This is a genomic window from Pseudonocardia sp. ICBG162 (genome assembly GCF_020496225.1).
Taxonomy (GTDB): Bacteria; Actinomycetota; Actinomycetes; order Mycobacteriales; family Pseudonocardiaceae; genus Pseudonocardia; species Pseudonocardia alni.
Map to the genome: position 1 here is coordinate 39088 of NZ_JAHLJD010000023.1, position 18739 is coordinate 57826.

The following is an 18739-nucleotide window of genomic DNA, read 5'->3' on the forward strand; positions in this document are numbered from 1 at the left end:
GGAGCGGGACGGTACCGCCGCCCGGAGTACACGGGCCGTGACGACACGCCCGTCAGACCGGTCCGGCGGCGACCGGGTCCCGCGACGGGTCGAGCGCACCGGCGAGCCGGTCCAGGACGGGGGCCGCCGCACGCAGCGCGACGGCATCGGTGCCGTCCAGGTCGCCGAGCGCACGCCGGATCTGCCGTGTCCAGGCCGCGTCGAGGAGCTCGCGGTGCCGGGCGGCCCGTGCGGTGGGGTGGAGCAGGGCGCGACGGCCGTCGGCCGGGTCGGTCCGGCGCTCCACGAGGTCCCGCTCGACCAGCGACCGGACGGTGGTGCTGACGTTGCTGGCCTGCAGGCCGAGCCCGCGGGCCACCGCCGAGACGGGGTGCCCGGGGCGCGCGGAGACCCACCGCAGGACCTCGTGCTCGGACCCGGTGATCGCGTCCAGCCCGACCGCGCGCTCCCCCGCCGCCCGCAGGACGCGCGACAGGTCGTGCACCGCCTCGACCAGCGCCGCCCAGTCGTCGTCGTGCTCCTCGACCTTCGTCACAGTCGCAATACTACTCGATAATCCATATATAGTTTCATAGCTGATTGCCGTGCGAGAGGACCGTCATGACCGTGGGGACCGAGCAGGCCGCGCCGAGGACGACGCGGGGGCGCGCCGTGCCGGACGGCGTGTGGATCAGCGTTCTCGCGCTGCTGACGGCGGTGGCGCCGCTGGCCACCGACATGTACCTGCCGGTGCTGCCGACGGTGGCGACCGAGCTGGGGGCGTCGGCGTCGGCGGCGCAGCTGACCCTGACCGCGTTCCTGGTGGGGCTGGCGGCCGGGCAGCTGGTGATCGGCCCGCTCTCGGACAGCTGGGGGCGGCGACGACTGGTCCTCGCCGGCACGGTCCTGCTGTTCGTCGCGTGCCTGGCGAGCGCGGTCGCGCCGTCGGTCGCGGTGCTCGTCGTCGCCCGGTTCCTGCAGGGGTTCGGCGGGGCGGCCGGCCTGGTGCTGAGCCGCGCGATGATCTCCGACCGCACCACCGGCGCGCGGACCGCGCAGCTGTTCTCCCTGATGATGGCGATCAACGGGATCGCACCGGTGGTCGCACCGGTGATCGGCAGCTCGCTCGGCGGGGTCGTCGGCTGGCGGGGCATCTTCGTGGCGCTCGCCGGGCTGGCGCTGCTCATGCTGGTGTCGTCGCTGCTCGCGGTGCACGAGACGCTGCCGGCCCCGGCCCGTACCTCCGGCGGTGTGCGACGGACCTTCTCCGACGTCGGGGCGCTCCTGCGCCGCCGTCGCTACGTCGGCTACGTGCTGGCCTTCGCCACGTCGTTCTCGATGATGTTCGCCTACATCTCCGGGTCGCCGTTCGTGCTGCAGCAGACCCTCGGCCTCTCCACGACGCAGTACGCCCTCGCCTTCGGGGCGAACGCGGCCGGGCTGGTGCTGGGCAACATCGTCAGCAGCCGGCTCGCCGCACGGGTCGCCCCGCGCCGCCAGCTCGTCGTCGCCGTCGGGGGGCTGGTCGTGCTGTGCGCGGCGCTGCTCGTCGTGGTGCTGCTCGGCGCCGCCCGTTGGCCGGTGCTCGTGCTGCTGTTCGCGACCCTGGCCACGCTCGGGTTCGTGATGGGCAACAGCGCGGCGCTGGCGACCGGCGAGGTCCGCGACCGCGCCGGGACGGGCTCGGCCCTGCTGGGGGCCACCCAGTTCGGCCTCGGCGCCCTGGTCTCACCGCTGGTCGGGTCGAGCGCGACGGCCATGGCCGTGACCATGCTGACCGCGGCCACGCTCTCCGCCGTGTCGCTCGCCGCCCTGACCCGCGGGGCGACCACGCCCCGCTGAGCCCGCCCCGCGCCGCGCCGCGCACTCGTCGGCCCGGCCGCCGCGACGCCGAGATGCAGCTCAGCGGGAACTGTCGATCTCCACGGCCCGCTGAGCTGCATCTCGGTGCACCGCGCCGACCCGGGGCGAGGCGCGCGGGCGACGGGACGCGGGGCCCGTCGTCAGGGGGCGGTGATCTCCACCGGCAGCCCGGGCTCGCTGAAGGAGACGGTCACCGCGCCCGGGACCGCGGCGCCGGCGTCCTGCGTCCCGGTGGCCGGGGCCTGCGGTTCCAGGCGCAGCCGGAGCAGCCGTCCGCGGTCGGCGGGGGCGGCGTCGGGGGCACCGAGCCAGGCGGTGAACCGCGGGGTCGGCGAGACCAGCCCGGCGAGCTCGTCGAGCCGGGTCCCGACCGCGGGGTCCGGGGCGCCGGCCCGTGCGGCGGCGAGGTCCACCGACCCGGTGTACGTCGTCGCGGCGACGCCGTCGACGTCCGTGGTCCCCGGCGCGGCGACGACGTCGCGCAGCCCGGGCGCGGCGTGCAGCATCCCGCCGACCGCGCCGACCGGGAGGAGCCCCGTGGACAGCGGCTGCCAGCGGTCGCTGCCGCCGAACCGGACCCAGGCGCGGTCGTCGAGCACCCTGACCTGGGCACCACGGGTGCCGAGGGCGACGGTGAGGTCCGCGGCGAACGGGGTGAAGCGGGCGGGGCCGGAGGCGCGCACCGGGCCGGTGACCGAGTCCAGCTCGACGTCGACCCGCGCCGACCCGGCGTCGGCCAGCGCGGTGCCCGCGGCGGCCACGGTGTCCTGCGCCGACGGCGTGGCGGACGCGGGCGGCGCCCCGTCGGCGGACGGCTCCGGGGACCCCGTCGTGCATCCGGCCAGGGCGAGGACGAGGAGGGCGCCGCAGACCGCGGACGCCCGGCGACCCCGGCTCACGAGGCCGATTCGGTCTGCTTGCGCCAGCGGATGCCGGCCTCGATGAACTCGTCGATCTGGCCGTCGAGCACCTGCGAGGGGTTGCCCTCCTCGTGCTCGGTGCGCAGGTCCTTCACCAGCTGGTACGGGTGCAGCACGTAGTTGCGCATCTGGTTGCCCCAGGAGGACCCGGCCTCCTTGAACGAGTCGCGCAGCTCGCGCTCCTCCTGCCGGCGCCGCTCCAGCAGCTTCGCCTGCAGCACGGCCATCGCCGACGCCTTGTTCTGCAGCTGGGAGCGCTCGTTCTGGCAGGCGACGACGATCCCGGACGGGATGTGGGTCAGCCGGACCGCCGAGTCGGTGGTGTTGACGCCCTGACCGCCGGGCCCGGACGCGCGGAACACGTCGACCCGCAGGTCCTTCTCGTCGATCTCGATGTGGTCGGAGGTCTCGACGACCGGGGCCACCTCGACACCGGCGAACGACGTCTGGCGCCGCCCCTGGTTGTCGAACGGCGAGATCCGCACCAGGCGGTGGGTGCCGGCCTCGACCGACAGCGTCCCGAACGCGTACGGCGCGTGGACGGCGAAGGTGGCCGACTTGATGCCGGCCTCCTCGGCGTAGGACGTCTCGTAGACGTCGGTGCCGTAGCCGTGGCGTTCGGCCCAGCGCAGGTACATGCGCAGCAGCATCTCGGCGAAGTCGGCGGCGTCGATGCCCCCGGCCTCGGACCGGATGGTCACCAGGGCCTCGCGCTCGTCGTACTCGCCCGAGAGCAGGGTGCGGACCTCCAGCGAGGAGATCTCGCTGCGGAGCTTCGCGCGCTCGGCGTCGGCGTCCGCGACGGCGGACTCGTCGCCCTCGTCCTCGGCGAGCTCGTAGAGCACCGGCACGTCGTCGAGGCGGCGGCGCAGGTCGTCGAGCCGGCGCAGGTCGCCCTGGGCGTAGGCCAGCCGGCTGGTGATCTGCTGGGCGGCGTCGACGTCGTCCCAGAGGTCCGGCCGGCCCGCCTGCTCGGACAGTTCCTCGATCTCCTGGCGCAGCCGGGGCACGTCGGCGACGGCCTCGATGCTGGACAGGGTGGTGTCGAGGTCCTTCAGGTCGGCCTGGACGTCGGAGTTCACAACCGTCGAGGGTACGCGGGGTGGGCCCCGGTTCAGTCCTGGGGGATCGCGTCGATCAGCTTGATCATCGCCCGGGTGTGGGCGACGGCGAAGTCCGCGACCGGACGGCCGTAGGGGTCGTCGGTCGCACGGGCGGCGGCGCGGGCCACCGCGAGCCGCTCGGCGTAGGCCTCACGGGCGGCCGCGACGAGCTCGGTGCGCTGCTTGACCGTCAGCGTCCCCGCGTGCAGCAGCCGCAGCACCAGCGGGCTGCGGACGGCGTCGGCGTCGCCGCCGGTGGCGAGCCAGTGCTTGAACGACCGCTTGCCGGCCGCGGTGATCACGTACTGCTGGCTGGCCCGCGGGCCCTGCTTGCCCAGGCGCAGCAGCGCCTCCTCGGTCAGCGCGGGCAGCTCGCGGTAGACCTGGCTGCGGGTGACGGAGAAGAACAGGCCGAACCGCTCACCGGCCGCCGCCACCAGCTGCCCGCCGGTCATCGGCCCGCCGTGGAGCAGACCGAGGAGGGCGGCGGCGGTGGCGTTGACCGGTGTGACGGGTGCCATCGTCCGACGGTCCCACGTCCGCGCCGGGCGCGCGAGTCCACAGCGCACATCCGCCCTGAGCAGACGGGGTGCACTGTGGCCTCACGCGGCCCACGGACGGGTCAGGCCCCGATGGTCAGGGAGGCGATCCGCTCGCGGGAGACGGCGACGTCGCCGTACTGGCCGGCGAGCCGCTTGGCGCGCTTGTAGAAGAAGTGCGCCTCGTGCTCCCAGGTGTAGCCGATGCCGCCGTGGAACTGGATCATCGCCGCGGTCGCCTGGAGCGCCACGTCGCTGCTCTTGGCCTTGGCGACGGCGACGGCGAGCTCGGCACCGTCGAGCCCGGTGTCCACCGCGTGCGCGGCGTAGAGCGCCGCGTGCTCGGCCATCGTGACCCCGACGTGCAGGTCGGCCAGCGCGTGCTTGAGCGCCTGGAACGACCCGACGGGCACCCCGAACTGGGTGCGCTCGCGGTCGTAGGCGACGGTGCGGGTCAGCGCCTCGCGGGCGATGCCGACCAGGTCCGCGGCGACCAGCACGGTCGCCCGGTCGGTCAGCTGCCTCTGCAGCTCGACGGTGGTGCCGGGCAGCGCCTCGGCGGTCCCGCCGCCCAGCGACGCGAGCCGGGTGGTGCCGTCGTAGCTGCCGACCGGCGACGCCGTGGCGCCGGTGACCAGCGCCAGCCCGGGCAGGCCGTCCTCGGCCGGGGCGACGACGACGTCGGCGACGGCGCCGTACTCCACCACCGGCAGGCCGGTCGCGGCGCTGCCCCGGGTGGTGAACGCGCCGACCACCTCGCCCGCGGCGAGCTTCGGCAGCCAGGCCGCCTTCTGCTCGTCGGAGCCGGCGAGCCGGATCGCGTCGGCGGCGAGCACGGTGCCGCGCCACGGGCCGGGGGCGACGCCCGCCCCGAGCGCGCGGGCGATCACCTGGGCCTCGACCAGGCCGAGGCCGAGGCCGTCGTGGTCCTCGTCGACGGTGACCGCGGTCCACCCCTGCTCGCCGGCGGCGCGCCACAGCGACGCCGGGTTGCCGTCGTCGGACGGGTTCTCGACGACCGTCCGCACGGCGGCGAGGTCGAAGCGCTCGGCCAGGTAGTCGCGCACCGCGGTGCCGAACTCCTGCTGGTCCTGGGTGAGTGCGAAGAACATGTGTCCGCTCCCCTTACCGCGGCAGGCCGAGCACGCGCTCGGCGGTGACGTTGCGCTGCACCTGCGACGAGCCGCCCCAGATGGTGACCGAGCGCGACCACATGGCCTGGGCGTGCAGCGGGCGCAGGTCGGTGCCGTCGGGCAGTGCGTCGAGCGTGGCGTCCTCGCCGAGGATCCGGTCGTAGACCTCCCACAGGTCCTGGAACGCCTCGGACCACTGCAGCTTGGTCATCGACGCCTCGAAGCCGAGGTCGCGGCCCTGCTCGACCTGGGTGAGCACGTGCATCGAGTGCAGCTTGAGACACTCCAGCTCGACCAGGACGCGGGCCAGGTCGTCGCGGATCACCGGGTCGGTGTCGCGGCCGAGCCTCCGGGCGACGGCGGCGATCTCGTCGTACTGACGACGGAACTCGGTGTACTGGGAGATGCCGGACGCGCCGCGCTCGAACGAGAGCAGCAGCATCGCGGTGCGCCAGCCGTCACCGATCTCGCCGAGGCAGTCGGCGGCCGGGACGCGGGCGTCGTCGAAGAAGACCTCGCCGAACTCGCTGGCCCCGCTCATCTGGCGCAGCGGGCGCGCGGTCACGCCGGGCTGGTCCATGTCGATGAGCAGCATCGAGATGCCGCGGTGCTTCTCCGACCCGGCCTCGGTGCGGACCAGGGTGAAGATCTTGTCGCCGTGCACGGCGTTGGTGGTCCAGACCTTCTGACCGTTGACGACGAAGTCGTCACCGTCGCGGACGCCCTTGGTGGACAGCGCCGCGAGGTCGGAGCCGGCGCCGGGCTCGGAGAAGCCCTGGCACCACACGACCTCGTTGCGCAGCAGCGGGCCGATGATCTCCTTCTTCTGCGCGTCGGTGCCGATCGCCATGACCGTCGGCGCGAGGAAGGTCAGCCCGAGCGGGTTGACCGTGCGCGGCGCCTGGGCGCGGACGGTCTCCTCGTCGTAGATGGCCTTCATGCCGGGCGTACCGCCGCGGCCGCCGTACTCGACGGGCCACTGGATGCCGGCGAACCCGGCGTCGGCCTTGTCCCGCTCCCAATCGCGCCGCAGCCGGAAGCTCTCGGAGTCCTCCAGGGACTCCCAGAACCCGGGGCGGGTCCACTCCTGCGGGATGTGGGCGCCGAGCCAGGAGCGCAGTTCCGTGCGGAACTCCTCCTCGGCCGGGGTGAAGGTGAGGTCCATGGATGAGCACCCGTTCTTCGTGTGAGGTCGGCACTGTCCCGCCCCGGAGCCTTCCATACCCGCCGGTAACCTGCTGTCCGCGGCGTGTCCGTGGCCCGGGCGGTATGCAGGGAGTAGCCTTTCGGTATGCGCAGCGAGCGGGTGACGGTCACGCTGCCGGCGGAGCTGGTGGCCGAGGCGAGGGACGCGGTGTCCCGCGGATCGGCGGCGAGCCTGTCCGCCTACGTGGCGGAGGCCGTGCAGGCACGACAGGACCGGGACCGTTCCCTGGCCACCCTGGCCGACCTCTACGGCGGTCCCCCGCCGGCCGACGAGCTGGATGCCGCGCGCCGTTCGCTGCGCCCGGTCCCGCCCGTGGCCGTCGGCTGAGCCCGCGATGATCGGCGGACGCGTACTCGACTCCTCGGCTCTGGCGGCCTTCGCGACCGGTCGCCCCGTCTACATGCGTGCCCTGGTCTGGGCCGCGGTGGAGGAGAACATCGTGCTCGCGGTGCCCAGCGCCGCCCTCGGCCGCGCCTGGTCGATGGTCGACGCCGAGCACCACGCCGCACTGCAGGTCCTGCTGGGCCTGCCGAACACCGTGATCCACGAGCTGTCCCCGGAGAGCGCCCAGGAGGCCGGGCTGCTGCTGGCCTCCCAGGGGCTCGACGACATCGTGACCGGCCAGGTCGTCACCGCCGCCCGGCGACGGGGCTGGCCCGCGGTCACCGGGGACCCGGGGTCGCTGCGCAAGCTCGACCCGATGGTGCCGATCGAGGAGCTGCCCTGAGCGTGCTCAGGCGCTCCCGTCGCGCAGCCGGGTCCGGAGGCGCGCCAGCTCGTCATCGGTGAGGCCGTTCTTGCGCAGCCAGCCGACCGGGCCGCCGTGGCGCTCGTCGAGCAGCCGCAGGAACTCGGCCATGACCTCGGCCCGCGGGCGGTGCCGGTCGATCTCCTCGGCTGGCGGCATCGGCTCACCGGAGGCGGTCGTCCACTTCCGGAACAGGGCGTCGATCCGGGTCGCGGACAGCGCGTAGTCGGCGGTGATCTCCTCCCGCGGCACCCCGACCGCGGCGCACACCAGCGCGACGAGCACCCCGGTGCGGTCCTTGCCCGCGGCGCAGTGCACGACGGTCGTGCCGGAGTCCAGGGCCGCGATCCGGCGGACCCCGTCGACGACGTACTCGCCGCGGCCCTCCAGGTAGGCGAGGTAGTGGCCGAGCATCGGATCGACCGCCGCGTGGGTGTCCTCGATCTCGGGCAGCGCGATCCCGGTCTCGGGGATGAAGCTGAGCCGGTGCACCGGCACCCCGGCGTCGGCGAGCGCACCGAGGCCGTAGGTCGTGCGTTCGTGGTCGGTGCGCAGGTCCAGCACCTGCGCGACGCCCAGCTCGTCGGTGAGGTACGCGACGGCGGCCGGGCCCAGCCCCTCCAGGGACTCGGTGCGCAGCAGGACGCCGGTGCGGACGCGGCCCCCGCCGTCGAGCGGGAGGCCGCCGACGTCACGGGCGTTGGCGAGGCCGTCGACGGTCAACCAGCGGTCCGGTACGAGATCGGTCACGACCCCAGGTTAGGCAGCCCGGGGCGCCACGGCAGCGGTCGCGACGCAGGGTTCACCGGCCGTGCACCGGCGGGCGGCGCAGCGCGGCGGGCAGCACCCGGGCACCGTCGCCGTACGCGGCGGCGGCGTCGCCGGGGTTGACCAGCCGGCAGGTCGTCATCGACAGGCAGCCGCAGCCGATGCAGCCGTCGAGACCGTCGCGCAGGGCGGTCAGCGCGTCGATCTGCTCGTCGAGCCTGCCGCGCCAGGACCGCGACAGCCGCGCCCAGTCCGACCGGGTGGGCGTGCGGTCCGCGGGCAGCGCGTCGAGGGCGGCGCGGACCTCCTCCAGCCCGATCCCGATGGACCGGGCCGCCCGGACGAAGGCGAGCCTGCGCAGCACGCTGCGCAGGTAGCGGCGCTGGTTGCCCGAGGTCCGGGTCGCGGAGATCAGCCCCTCGCGCTCGTAGAAGCGCAACGCCGAGTGCGGGAACCCGCTGCGCTCGACGATCTCCCCGATGGTCAGCAGGTCGCCCGTGTCCATCCCCGTCCCCCGTCCCGTTACCCCGCCGAGGCCGCCCCCACACGCCGTTCCGCGCATCGGGACGGCCCGTACAAACCTCGAGCCGACTCCAGTATTGCGCCGTTCGTCGTGAGCCCGCCACCTGCGAGGACCGCCGTCCGTCGGCCGAGGCGCACCGTCCACCGGGTTGCGTCCCACACGCCCTCAAGATCACGGAACCGGTGAACGGTGTCTGTCGCGCGGCGACCGACGACCCCGGGGCTGGACCCCCGCGGCGGGGCCCTCTACGGTCATCCCCAGTCATCACGGCCCGATCACGAGCGGGCTGGAGCCGGACTCCCCGACCGGCTCACCCGGGACCCCCGACCCGGCCGTTCGTGCGCGGCGCCGTCCGTGATCTGAAAGGCGTTTCCTTGCCCGGACACCGCTCCCCCGGTGGCCACCACGGGTTCCCCCGACCCGTGGCGACCACACCCGCAGCGACGGCCGCTGCACCGTCCCTCCGTTCCCCGCGGCACGGCGGCCCCGCGCACGCCGCGCGTCGTGCGGGCACCCGCACGGCCGCCACCGGCGCCGCGTTCGGCGTGCTCGCCTCCGGCGCGTTCGCCGCGATCGTCCCGACCACTCTGGACGGGACCTCGACGCAGGCCGACGCCGAGGAGGGCGGCACCACCGCCGCCACGACGCTGGCCGCGTACTCCGCGAACATCCCCTCGGCCACGAAGGCCACGGACGGCTCGACCTCCGGCTTCTTCAGCCCGGTCTCCTTCGCCCAGCCGTCCGCCGCGTCGGGCGCGCTGCAGGCCGCCGCCCCCGCCCAGGACGCCGACCTGGCGTCCATGGGCAAGGCGCACGAGATCGCGACGAAGATCGCCGCCGAGCACGCCAAGGCCGCCGCGGCCGAGCAGGCGCGCCAGGCCGAGAAGGCGCGGATCGACGCGATCGTCGCCCAGGGCGGGCTGGACGGCTGGATCGCCGAGGCCCTGGACCACATGGGGCTGTCCCAGTCCTACGCGACCGGGCTCAAGCGGATCATCCTCAAGGAGTCCAACGGGAACCCGCACGCCATCAACAACTGGGACTCCAACGCCGCGGCCGGCAACCCGTCCGAGGGCCTCATGCAGGTCATCCCCTCGACGTTCGCGGCCTACGTGCACCCGGACTTCGCGGACCGGGCGATCACCGACCCGATCGCGAACATCACCGCGGGCGTCCGCTACATGATCGACCGCTACGGCATCGACACCCTCGACGCGGGTGGCCGGGTCGGCAGCCACGGCGGATACATCGGATACTGAGCGAGACCCTGACCCCACGAGCGGCGGTCACCGGGGGACCCCGGTGGCCGCCGTCGTCGTTGTAGGGGTCGAATCGTAAACTTCCCTTTACCCAACCGTGCCCGAACGAGGAGCTGCCACTCGTGACGCACCCCGGTGGAGCACCCGCCACCCGCACCGGAACGACGGTCGGGGGCGCCACGCGTTCCCGGTTCCGCCCGGAGCTGCAGGGCCTGCGCGCCCTGGCGGTGCTGCTGGTGGTCGTCTACCACGTCTGGGTCGGCCGGGTCTCCGGCGGCGTCGACGTGTTCTTCCTGATCACCGGCTTCCTCATCACCGGTGGCCTGTACCGGGCGGCGGCGCGGGGCGGGGTCGACGTGCTCGCCACCTGGCGGCGCCAGTTCTCCCGGCTGCTGCCGGCGATCACGGTCGTCCTCACGGCCGGGGTGGTGGCCGGGTTCTGGCTGCTGCCGGAGAACCGGTGGATGCCGACCGTCCGGGAGACGGTCGCGTCGCTGCTGTTCCTGCAGAACTGGGAGCTGGCGCACAACTCGGTCGACTACGCGGCCCGTGACAACGCGGCGAGCATCGTCCAGCACTTCTGGTCGCTGTCCATCCAGGGCCAGTTCTACCTGCTCGCGCCGCTGGTCGTGGCCGGTGTCGCGATCGCGACCCGGCGGGACGGGGCCGACCTGCACCGACGGCTCACCGGCACGCTGCTCGCCGTCGGCGGGGCCTCGTTCGCGTACTCGGTGTACCTGACGCTGGTGAACCAGCCGCTCGCCTACTTCCACTCCGCGACGCGGATCTGGGAGTTCGCGCTCGGCGGGCTGCTGGCGCTGTGGATCTCCCGGATCGAGGACCGGCCGGAGCTGACCCCCGGCACCCGCGCGGTGCTCGGCTGGGGCGGCGTGGCCGCGCTGGTCTCCTGCGGGATCCTGCTCCAGGTCGACCGCGCGTTCCCCGGCTGGGCGGCGCCCTGGCCGACGCTGGCCGCGGCGATGGTGCTGGTCGCCGGGCGGTCCGGGCACCGGTTCGGCGTCGACCGCCTGCTGTCGGGACGGGTGCTGCGCACGATCGGCGACATCTCGTTCCCGCTGTACCTGTGGCACTGGCCGATCCTGACGCTCACGCTGGTGCGCACCGGACAGGACCGGCTGGACCTCGAGCAGGGCGCCGCCGTGATCGCGGTGTCGTTCGTGCTGGCCTGGCTGACCCACCGGTTCGTCGAGCAGCGGGTCGCCGCACTCGACGTGCGCCGCGCGCTGCGCACCGGCGGGGTGCTCGCGCTGACCGTGCTCGTCGCGGCGGGCTCCTGGTACGGGCTGGCCGCCGCGCGGGCGTCGACGCCGGTGCTGGCGGGCTCGCCGTCGCACCCGGGCGCGGTGGCGCTGTCCCCGCAGTTCGACCTCGCCTCGCTCGACCCGGCCGACGCCGAGCTGACCCCGTCGCTGGTGCAGGCGCCCGACGACTGGAGCTACCACGGCACCAGCTGGGACTGCGGGCCCTCCGAGCACGGCGCGGAGCTCGAGGTCTGCACCGTGCCCGCGCCGGACCCGGAGACCTCGGAGCGGACGGTCGCCGTGGTCGGCGACTCGCACGCCCAGCAGTACGCCGCCTCGCTCGCGGTGATCGCCGAGCAGCGCAACTGGTCGATGGTGGGCATGTTCCGCGGGGCCTGCCCGATGTCGGTGCGCTCGGAGACCGTCGCCGACGACCAGGGCTGCACCGACTGGAACGCCGCGGTGCACGACCAGCTGGTCGAGATGCACCCCGACGCGGTCCTGACCCTGGCCAGCCGCGACGTGCGGCCCGGGCTGCACGAGCAGACCCCCGAGGGGTTCGTGCAGGCCTGGCAGCGGCTCGACGCGGCCGGGATCCCGGTCGTCGCGGTCCGCGACAACCCGCGGTTCGACTTCAACGTGGTCGACTGCGTCGCCACGCAGGGCCGGGGCGCACCGGACTGCGAGGTCGACCGGCACACGCTGTACCAGCCGTACCCGCCGTGGTCGGCGGTCCCGGGCGTCCCGCCGAACGTGGTGTTCGCCGACGTGGCCGACGGCATCTGCGACCCGGCGGTCTGCCGCAGCGAGGTGGGCAACGTGCTCGTCTACATGGACGACAACCACCTGACCGCGACCTACGCCGAGACCCTCGCCCCGACGCTCGCGACGGCGTTCGACCACCTCGGCTGGTGAGCCTCAGGCCGGGCGGACGCTCCGCCCGGCCACGGAGACGACGTCGCCGCGCCGGATCTGGGCGCCCCGGCGGTGCTCCGGTGCCCCGTTGACCGTGACCTCGCCCGCCTCGAGGATCTCGCGGGCGTGCACGCCGTCCTCGGCGAGCCCGGCGAGCTTCAGGAACTGGCCGATCCGGATCGGCTCCTCACGGATGGGCACGTCCTGCGGGGGCTGTGGCGTCCTCATGTCCCCAGTGTCCCCGCCGTAGCATCACCCGGCGTGGGTGACCACTACTTCAGCGCCACGCCGTCCGTCGCGAGCCATCGCGGGTCGGTCCGCCTGCACACGTCCGACGTGGACCTGTCGCTGGTGACCGACACCGGGGTCTTCTCGCACAGCCGTCTCGACCGCGGGACGAAGGTGCTGCTCGACACCGCACCGATGCCGCCGGTCCGCGGCCCGCTGCTCGACGTCGGCTGCGGCTACGGCCCGATCGCGCTCACCCTGGCCAGCCGGCGCCGCCGGCTGCCGGTGTGGGCGGTGGACCTCAACGAGCGCGCGCTCGGCCTCACCCGGGAGAACGCCGACGCGGCCGGGCTGGGCAACGTGACCGCCTGCCGGCCCGAGGAGGTCCCCGACGACGTCACCTTCGCCGGGATCTACTCCAACCCGCCGATCCGCTCCGGCAAGGCCGCGCTGCACGAGCTGCTGCTGCGCTGGCTCCCGCGGCTCCTCCCGGACGGGCGGGCGTACCTGGTGGTGGCCAAGAACCTGGGCTCGGACTCGCTGCAACGGTGGCTGAGCGACGAGCAGGGCTTCCCGACGACCCGCCTGGCCTCCGAGCGCGGCTACCGGGTGCTGGAGGTCGCACCGGCGCCCTGAGCGGGCGGGAGCAGCCCGTCGACGAGTGCGTCGACGACGGTGTCGGTCGGGGTGTCCGGGTCGATGGACAGGGTCAGCCGGTCCAGGAGCAGGCCGTCGACCGCGTAGTGGAACAGCGCGATCTCCGCGGGCCCGCCGGGCAGCCCCGCGGCCCGGTTGTAGGCGACGTCGGCGGCGAACCCGGTGCGCAGCCACTCCCCCATGACCTCGGCGACCTCCGGGCGCCGGGCGGCCTCCAGGCGGAGCTCGAACAGCGCCAGCGTCACGTCCCGCTCCGTCGCGAGGCGGCGCACGATGTCGCGGATGTGGTCGGCGAACATCGCGGGCCCCGCCTCCCCCGCACGCAGCCCGGCGACGGTGTCCGGGTCCGGCGCCAGGCGCTGCCCGATCCGGTCGGCCAGCGCACGGACGAGCTCGGCGCGGGTCCGGAAGTAGTTCGACGCCGTGCCGGTCGGGACGCCGGCCTCCCGGTCCAGCGCGCGGTGGGTCAGCCCCCGGGCGCCCTCGCGGGCCAGGACGGCCAGCCCCGCGTCGGCCAGCCGCTGCCTGCGGTCGTCGTTGCGTGCCATGCGGGCACCCTAGACGAACCACGACGCCTGTTGTACTTTCGGTGACCACGACACCCGTCGTGGTTCTCTCGACCCGGAGGTCCGCGCATGCGCGAGCTCGTCTACTACGTCGCGGTCTCGCTCGACGGCCGCATCGCGGCCCCCGACGACACCTTCGACGCCTTCCCGCAGACCGGCGACCACATCGACATGATCCTGCGGGAGTGGACCGACACGGTCCCCGCCGCCGGGCTGGAGATGCTCGGGCTGACCGCGGACAACAGCCGGTTCGACACCGTGCTGATGGGCTGGAACACCTACGCCGCGGGCCTGGCGGTCACCGCCGACCCGTACCCGCACCTGGAGCAGTACGTCTTCTCCCGCAGCCGTCCCGCCGACGCGGTACCCGCCGGGATCACCCTGACCGGGCGCGACCCGGTGGAGCTCGCCCGCGAGCTGAAGCAGCGCGACGGCGCCGGCATCTGGCTCTGCGGGGGCGGGCGCCTCGCCGCCGCACTGGCCGGTGAGATCGACCGGCTGGTGCTCAAGGTGAACCCGGTCGTGCTCGGGGCCGGCAAACCCCTGTTCGACGACGGCGGCGGGTACCACCCGCGGTCGTGGGAGCCGGTGCGGTCGACCCCGTACCGCTCCGGCGTGGTCGTCGCCGAGTACGCGCGGACCCCCTGACAGGACGAAGGCCCCCGGGGTGTCCCCGGGGGCCTTCGTGAGTGGTAGCGGGGGCAGGATTCGAACCTGCGACCTCTGGGTTATGAGCCCAGCGAGCTACCGAGCTGCTCCACCCCGCGCCGAACGGAACCGCGTGCATTCCGTCTGTGTTGTAGGCACAACCTTACACACCGGGCCGGACCCCACCCGCAGGGGGGTCCGGCCCGACGATGATCAGCCGCCGGCGCCCTGGAACGCCGCGACCGCGCGGTCCAGCGCGGCCAGCGCCTCGCCCTGCTTGGCGAAGTCACCGGACTGCTGGGCCGCCTTGAGCTCGTTCAGCGCCGCACGGATCTGCTGCGCCGCGGTCGCCTGCGCCGCGTTGGGCGCTGCCGGGGTCTGGGCGCCCTGGCCGTTCGGCGTGGTCGGCGTCGTGGGCGTCGTCGGCTGGGCGGGCTGCCCGGTGGTCGGGGCGGCACCGCCCGCGGCGGCACCGGCTCCGGCGCCGAACACCTCGTCGAGGGCCCGGGACAGGCTCGCGTCGTAGCCGAGCCGGTCGCCGTAGAACACCAGGACGCGGGCCAGCTGCGGATAGGTCGAGTTGTCCTGACCGCCCGCCCGCTCGATGTAGACCGGCTCGACGTAGAGCAGACCACCGGCCACCGGCAGCGTCAGCAGGTTGCCGTAGTCGATCGTGGTCTGGTTCTGCCGCAGCAGGTTCAGCTCGGAGGACACCTCGGGCGAGCCGAGGAACCGGGCCTGGACCTGCTGCGGGCCGAGCGTCTGGGTCTCGTTCGGCAGCTGCAGCACGGTCAGCTTCCCGTAGGTGTCCGGATCCGAGCTGGCCGAGACGTACGAGGCGAGGAACTGCCGCCGCAGGCTCACCAGCGCGCTGGTGAGCTGGAACGACGCGCCCTCCTGCCCCGGCAGACCCGCGTAGATGTAGTACGGCGGCTGTGCGTCCTGGCTGCCGCCGTTGCCGCCCTGCACGGTCGGGTCGGACGGGACGTCCCAGAACGACACGGTGGAGAAGAACTCGTTCGGGTCGTCGACGTGGTAGCGGGTCAGCAGCTCACGCTGGACCTTGAACTGGTCCTCCGGGTAGCGCAGGTGGGCCTGCAGGTCCGGGGTGATCGCCGAGCGCGGCTCGACCGTGCCCGGGAACGCCTTCTCCCAGGTCTGCAGCACCGGGTCGGACTCGTCGAAGGCGAAGAGCTTCACGGTGCCGTCGTAGGCGTCGACCGTGGCCTTCACCGAGTTGCGCAGGTAGCTGATCGTGTCGTTCGGCAGCTGCTGGCCGTTCGGCCCGAGCCGGGAGTCCGCGGTCGCGTCACCCAGCTGCACGCGCTCGGCGTAGGGGAAGTTCTGCAGCGTGGTGTAGCCGTCGATGATCCACTGCACCCGCCCGTCGACGACGGCCGGATACGGGTCGTTGTCCAGCGTCAGCCACGGGGCCACCGCCTGCACGCGGTCCCGCGGGTTCCGGACGTACATGATCTTCGAGTCGGCGTTGATCGAGTTGTTGAACAGGATGTTCCGCTCGCCGTAGGCCAGCGCGAACACCGAACGGTTGAACAGCCCGCCGATCGGGACGCCGCCGGCACCGGTGTAGGTGTACTGCGCCTCGTCGGAGTCGTACTCCCGCGGCGCGGTACCCGGCTCGGCACCGACGATCGAGTACTGGTTGTCGAGCAGCTCGCCGTAGTAGATGCGGGGCTGCTGGACGGGCACGAAGCCCTGCTGCTGGGTGTCGGAGACCTGGAAGTTCGGCAGGCCGCCGGAGCCGCCCGCGTCCTCCAGCGCCTCGTTCACCTGGTTCGCCGGCGCGGCCACGATCCCGTTGCCGTGGGTGTAGACCAGGTGCCGGTTGATCCAGTCCTGCTGGTTGTTGACCAGGCCGTTGGCGTTCATCTCGCGCGCCGCGACGACGTAGTCACGGGTCTGGCCGTCGACGGTGTAGCGGTCGATGTCCAGGTTGGGCGAGAACCCGTAGAAGTTCCGTCGCTGCTGGAGCTGGGTGAACGTGCGGTTGAGCTTGCCCGGGTCGAGCAGCCGGATGTTGGGGATGGTGTCGGTGTCGGCCCGGACCTGGGCCGGTGTCGCCTCGGACGTGCCCGCGTAGGGCTTGATGTCGACCTTGTCCGGCCCGATGCCGAAGGCGTCCCGGGTCGCCGCGATGTTGCGTTCGATCGACGGGGCCTCGTTGACGTTCGCGTTGGGCGCGACGACGAACTGCTGCAGCACCAGCGGGAACGCCGTGCCGACCAGGATCGAGGAGACCACCAGCATGACCACGGCGACGGCCGGGATCTGCAGGTTCTGGCGGAACGCGGCGACGAAGAACGCCAGCGCGCAGATCACCGCGATGACCAGCAGGATCAGCTTGGCCGGCAGGACCGCGTTGAGGTCGGTGTAGGTGGCGCCGTAGAACGTCTGCGCGTTGCGGTTGGACCACAGCAGGTCGTACCGGTCGAACCAGTAGGCGACGGCCTTGAGCAGCACGAACACCCCGGCGAGCACGGCGAGCTGGGCGCGCGCGGCGGTGGAGACGAAGCCGGAGCGGCCGGACAGCCGGATGCCGCCGAAGATGTAGTGGGTCACCAGCGCGAGCACGAAGCAGATCGCGACGGCGACGAACAGCCAGTTCAGGCTCATCCGCAGGAACGGCAGGGTGAAGGCGTAGAACCCGATGTCGTTGCCGAACTCGGGATCGGCGCGGCCGAACGGGGTGCCGTGCAGGAACATCTGCACGGTCTGCCACTGCGTCGGCGCCGCGAGCCCGGCGATCAGCCCGATCACGACCGGCACGCCGACGGCGAACAGGCGCAGCCGCTGGATGATCGTGGTCCGGTAGCGCGCGACCGGGTCCTCGGGACCGGACACCGGCACGAAGACCGGGCGGTACCGATAGGCCAGCCACAGCGTCAGCGCGACCAGGCCGCCCACCACCAGGGCCACGACCCCGAAGAGCACGATCTGGGTGAACAGCCGGGTGAGCTGGACGCTCCGGAAACCGACCTCGCCGAACCACAGGTAGTCGACGTAGAAGTTCAACAGCCGTGAGCCACCGAGCAGAAGCACTACGAGGACGCCCGCGGCGACCAGCAGGATCCGGGTTCGGCGGGTCAGCGACGGCGCTCCCACAGGGGGCCGCATGGACGACACGGGCACACTCCACAGTTCGGGTACGACACGTGGAGAGCGCGGCCGGCTGGGGGGACGGCACGGTTCTCCGAGGGCAACTGTACGGAGGTTCGGTGAAGTCGCGGTCGGGTCCCGGCGTGTCGGGACGAAAACGACACATCGGGCGGCTCTCCACCGGCGCCCCGGCCCGCATCGTCGCAGGACGGACCGGGGTCGGGCGCGCCGTCGTCGTCGCACGATCGTAGGGTTCCGTCCCGTGGGCGTTCGATCTTCGACGTGGGTGACCGCGGTCCTCGTACTGCTGGCCCTCACGGCGGTCGGGACCGTGGTCCCCGCGCCGGTCGTCGCCCTCGGGCCGGGGCCGACCTTCGACACCCTCGGCGAGGTCGAGGGCACGCCCGTCGTCTCCGCGGAGGGCCTGCCGACCTACCCGACGACCGGGCACCTGAACATGACCACCGTCGGCGTCACCGACGGGATCTCGACGCTGCGGGCGCTGGGCATGTGGGCCTCGGGCACCTACCGGCTCGCGCCGCGCTGGTCGCTGTACCCGCCCGGCGAGTCCACCGAGCAGGTCACGCAGGCCAACCAGCAGGAGTTCGACGGCTCGATCGCGAACGCCGAGGCCGCGGCGCTGAACCACCTGCACCTGCCGACCCGGGTCACGGTCGGCGCGCTGACCGACGGCTCGCCGTCGGCGGGGGTGCTGGAGCCCGGCGACGAGATCCGCGCCGTCGGCACCACCCCGGTGACCTCGGTCCAGGGCCTGCTCGACGCCATGGGGACCGCGCGCCCCGGGCAGCCGGTCACCCTCACCATCCGCCGCGGGGACGCCGCGCCGCGCCAGGTCACCGTCACCCCGGCCGCCCACCCGGACGACCCGGCGCGGGCCTTCCTGGGCATCACCCCGGCCACCTCCCCCGCCGAGGGGCAGAAGCTGACCATCACCCTGGGCGACGTCGGCGGCCCCTCGGCCGGTCTGATGTTCAGCCTGGCGCTGGTCGACAAGCTGACCCCGGGTCCGCTGACCGGCGGCCGGTTCGTCGCCGGCACCGGCACCATCGACGCCGAGGGCCGGGTCGGGCCGATCAGCGGCATCCGGTTCAAGATGCTGAAGGCCCGCGAGGTCGGTGCGCAGACGTTCCTGGTGCCCGCCGCGAACTGCACCGAGGCCGCCGAGGACGCGCCCGACGGGCTCCAGCTCGTGCGGGTCGGGACCCTCGACGAGGCGGTCGGCGCGCTGACCACCCTCGACACCGGCGGTACGCCCGCCGGCTGCTCGTAGTTCCCCGGTCCGC

At 73.4% G+C, this 18739-nt stretch carries 19 protein-coding genes and 1 tRNA gene; 8 read left to right on the top strand and 12 right to left on the bottom strand.

The window, feature by feature from the left end:
* Nucleotides 1-52 precede the first annotated feature (52 nt).
* Nucleotides 53-535 carry a MarR family winged helix-turn-helix transcriptional regulator gene (locus tag KPL60_RS22465; protein ID WP_226355405.1) on the bottom strand — a complete coding sequence of 161 codons (483 nt, stop codon included), beginning with the start codon at nucleotides 533-535 and terminating at the stop codon, nucleotides 53-55.
* 65 nt (nucleotides 536-600) lie between these two features.
* Here KPL60_RS22465 and KPL60_RS22470 point away from each other — a divergent pair, with 65 nt between their 5' ends.
* On the top strand, nucleotides 601-1821 hold the full coding sequence (locus KPL60_RS22470) for a multidrug effflux MFS transporter (protein WP_226355404.1): 1221 nt from the start codon (nucleotides 601-603) through the stop codon (nucleotides 1819-1821).
* A gap of 161 nt (nucleotides 1822-1982) precedes the next feature.
* Here the strand turns inward: KPL60_RS22470 and KPL60_RS22475 are convergent, their stop codons facing one another.
* The 5 genes from KPL60_RS22475 to KPL60_RS22495 form a co-directional block, all read right to left on the bottom strand.
* Nucleotides 1983-2741: a hypothetical protein gene (locus KPL60_RS22475; protein WP_226355403.1), complete on the bottom strand. Its 759-nt coding sequence runs from the start codon at nucleotides 2739-2741 to the stop codon at nucleotides 1983-1985.
* Nucleotides 2738-3844: a peptide chain release factor 2 gene (gene prfB, locus KPL60_RS22480; protein WP_073578362.1), complete on the bottom strand. Its 1107-nt coding sequence runs from the start codon at nucleotides 3842-3844 to the stop codon at nucleotides 2738-2740. The genes KPL60_RS22475 and prfB overlap by 4 nt, the downstream gene beginning before the upstream one ends.
* A gap of 32 nt (nucleotides 3845-3876) precedes the next feature.
* Entirely contained in the window at nucleotides 3877-4386 is a 510-nt protein-coding gene (locus KPL60_RS22485; RefSeq protein ID WP_020621783.1) for a helix-turn-helix transcriptional regulator, read from the bottom strand.
* A 101-nt stretch (nucleotides 4387-4487) separates the two neighbouring features.
* Nucleotides 4488-5516: an acyl-CoA dehydrogenase family protein gene (locus tag KPL60_RS22490; RefSeq protein WP_226355402.1), complete on the bottom strand. Its 1029-nt coding sequence runs from the start codon at nucleotides 5514-5516 to the stop codon at nucleotides 4488-4490.
* A 13-nt stretch (nucleotides 5517-5529) separates the two neighbouring features.
* On the bottom strand, nucleotides 5530-6702 hold the full coding sequence (locus KPL60_RS22495; protein WP_226367107.1) for an acyl-CoA dehydrogenase family protein: 1173 nt from the start codon (nucleotides 6700-6702) through the stop codon (nucleotides 5530-5532).
* 126 nt (nucleotides 6703-6828) lie between these two features.
* Between KPL60_RS22495 and KPL60_RS22500 the strand changes: the two genes are divergently transcribed.
* Nucleotides 6829-7071: a hypothetical protein gene (locus KPL60_RS22500; RefSeq protein ID WP_020621780.1), complete on the top strand. Its 243-nt coding sequence runs from the start codon at nucleotides 6829-6831 to the stop codon at nucleotides 7069-7071.
* A 7-nt stretch (nucleotides 7072-7078) separates the two neighbouring features.
* On the top strand, nucleotides 7079-7471 hold the full coding sequence (locus KPL60_RS22505) for a hypothetical protein (RefSeq protein WP_062400607.1): 393 nt from the start codon (nucleotides 7079-7081) through the stop codon (nucleotides 7469-7471).
* Between the two features lie 6 nt (nucleotides 7472-7477).
* Here KPL60_RS22505 and KPL60_RS22510 read toward each other — a convergent pair whose 3' ends face one another.
* Nucleotides 7478-8242 carry a tyrosine-protein phosphatase gene (locus tag KPL60_RS22510; protein ID WP_226367108.1) on the bottom strand — a complete coding sequence of 255 codons (765 nt, stop codon included), beginning with the start codon at nucleotides 8240-8242 and terminating at the stop codon, nucleotides 7478-7480.
* 52 nt (nucleotides 8243-8294) lie between these two features.
* Entirely contained in the window at nucleotides 8295-8765 is a 471-nt protein-coding gene (gene soxR, locus KPL60_RS22515) for a redox-sensitive transcriptional activator SoxR (RefSeq protein WP_226367109.1), read from the bottom strand.
* A 440-nt stretch (nucleotides 8766-9205) separates the two neighbouring features.
* Here soxR and KPL60_RS34820 point away from each other — a divergent pair, with 440 nt between their 5' ends.
* Together KPL60_RS34820 and KPL60_RS22525 are read left to right on the top strand one after the other, a co-directional pair.
* Nucleotides 9206-10042 carry a transglycosylase SLT domain-containing protein gene (locus KPL60_RS34820; RefSeq protein WP_226367110.1) on the top strand — a complete coding sequence of 279 codons (837 nt, stop codon included), beginning with the start codon at nucleotides 9206-9208 and terminating at the stop codon, nucleotides 10040-10042.
* A gap of 122 nt (nucleotides 10043-10164) precedes the next feature.
* Nucleotides 10165-12219 (top strand): acyltransferase family protein, encoded by a 2055-nt coding sequence (locus KPL60_RS22525; protein ID WP_226367111.1) that lies wholly within the window; start codon nucleotides 10165-10167, stop codon nucleotides 12217-12219.
* A gap of 3 nt (nucleotides 12220-12222) precedes the next feature.
* Here the strand turns inward: KPL60_RS22525 and KPL60_RS22530 are convergent, their stop codons facing one another.
* A complete protein-coding gene (locus tag KPL60_RS22530; RefSeq protein WP_178374284.1) occupies nucleotides 12223-12447 on the bottom strand; it encodes an RNA-binding S4 domain-containing protein in 225 nt (74 codons plus the stop codon).
* A gap of 33 nt (nucleotides 12448-12480) precedes the next feature.
* Between KPL60_RS22530 and KPL60_RS22535 the strand changes: the two genes are divergently transcribed.
* Nucleotides 12481-13083 (top strand): class I SAM-dependent methyltransferase, encoded by a 603-nt coding sequence (locus tag KPL60_RS22535; protein WP_062400588.1) that lies wholly within the window; start codon nucleotides 12481-12483, stop codon nucleotides 13081-13083.
* Here KPL60_RS22535 and KPL60_RS22540 read toward each other — a convergent pair.
* Nucleotides 13050-13652 carry a TetR/AcrR family transcriptional regulator gene (locus KPL60_RS22540; RefSeq protein ID WP_226367112.1) on the bottom strand — a complete coding sequence of 201 codons (603 nt, stop codon included), beginning with the start codon at nucleotides 13650-13652 and terminating at the stop codon, nucleotides 13050-13052. The genes KPL60_RS22535 and KPL60_RS22540 overlap by 34 nt on opposite strands.
* An 87-nt stretch (nucleotides 13653-13739) precedes the next feature.
* Here KPL60_RS22540 and KPL60_RS22545 point away from each other — a divergent pair, with 87 nt between their 5' ends.
* The gene (locus tag KPL60_RS22545) at nucleotides 13740-14318 is read left to right on the top strand and encodes a dihydrofolate reductase family protein (protein WP_226355395.1); all 579 of its coding nucleotides are present in this window, start codon (nucleotides 13740-13742) and stop codon (nucleotides 14316-14318) included.
* Between the two features lie 42 nt (nucleotides 14319-14360).
* On the opposite strand, the gene KPL60_RS22550 is transcribed toward KPL60_RS22545, so the two are convergent.
* A tRNA-Met gene (locus KPL60_RS22550) sits at nucleotides 14361-14437 on the bottom strand.
* Nucleotides 14438-14531: 94 nt separating this feature from the next.
* Nucleotides 14532-17453 (bottom strand): UPF0182 family protein, encoded by a 2922-nt coding sequence (locus KPL60_RS22555; protein WP_226367113.1) that lies wholly within the window; start codon nucleotides 17451-17453, stop codon nucleotides 14532-14534.
* 268 nt (nucleotides 17454-17721) lie between these two features.
* On the opposite strand from KPL60_RS22555, the gene KPL60_RS22560 reads away from it, so the two are divergent.
* On the top strand, nucleotides 17722-18726 hold the full coding sequence (locus KPL60_RS22560) for a PDZ domain-containing protein (protein ID WP_226367114.1): 1005 nt from the start codon (nucleotides 17722-17724) through the stop codon (nucleotides 18724-18726).
* Nucleotides 18727-18739: the final 13 nt, after the last annotated feature.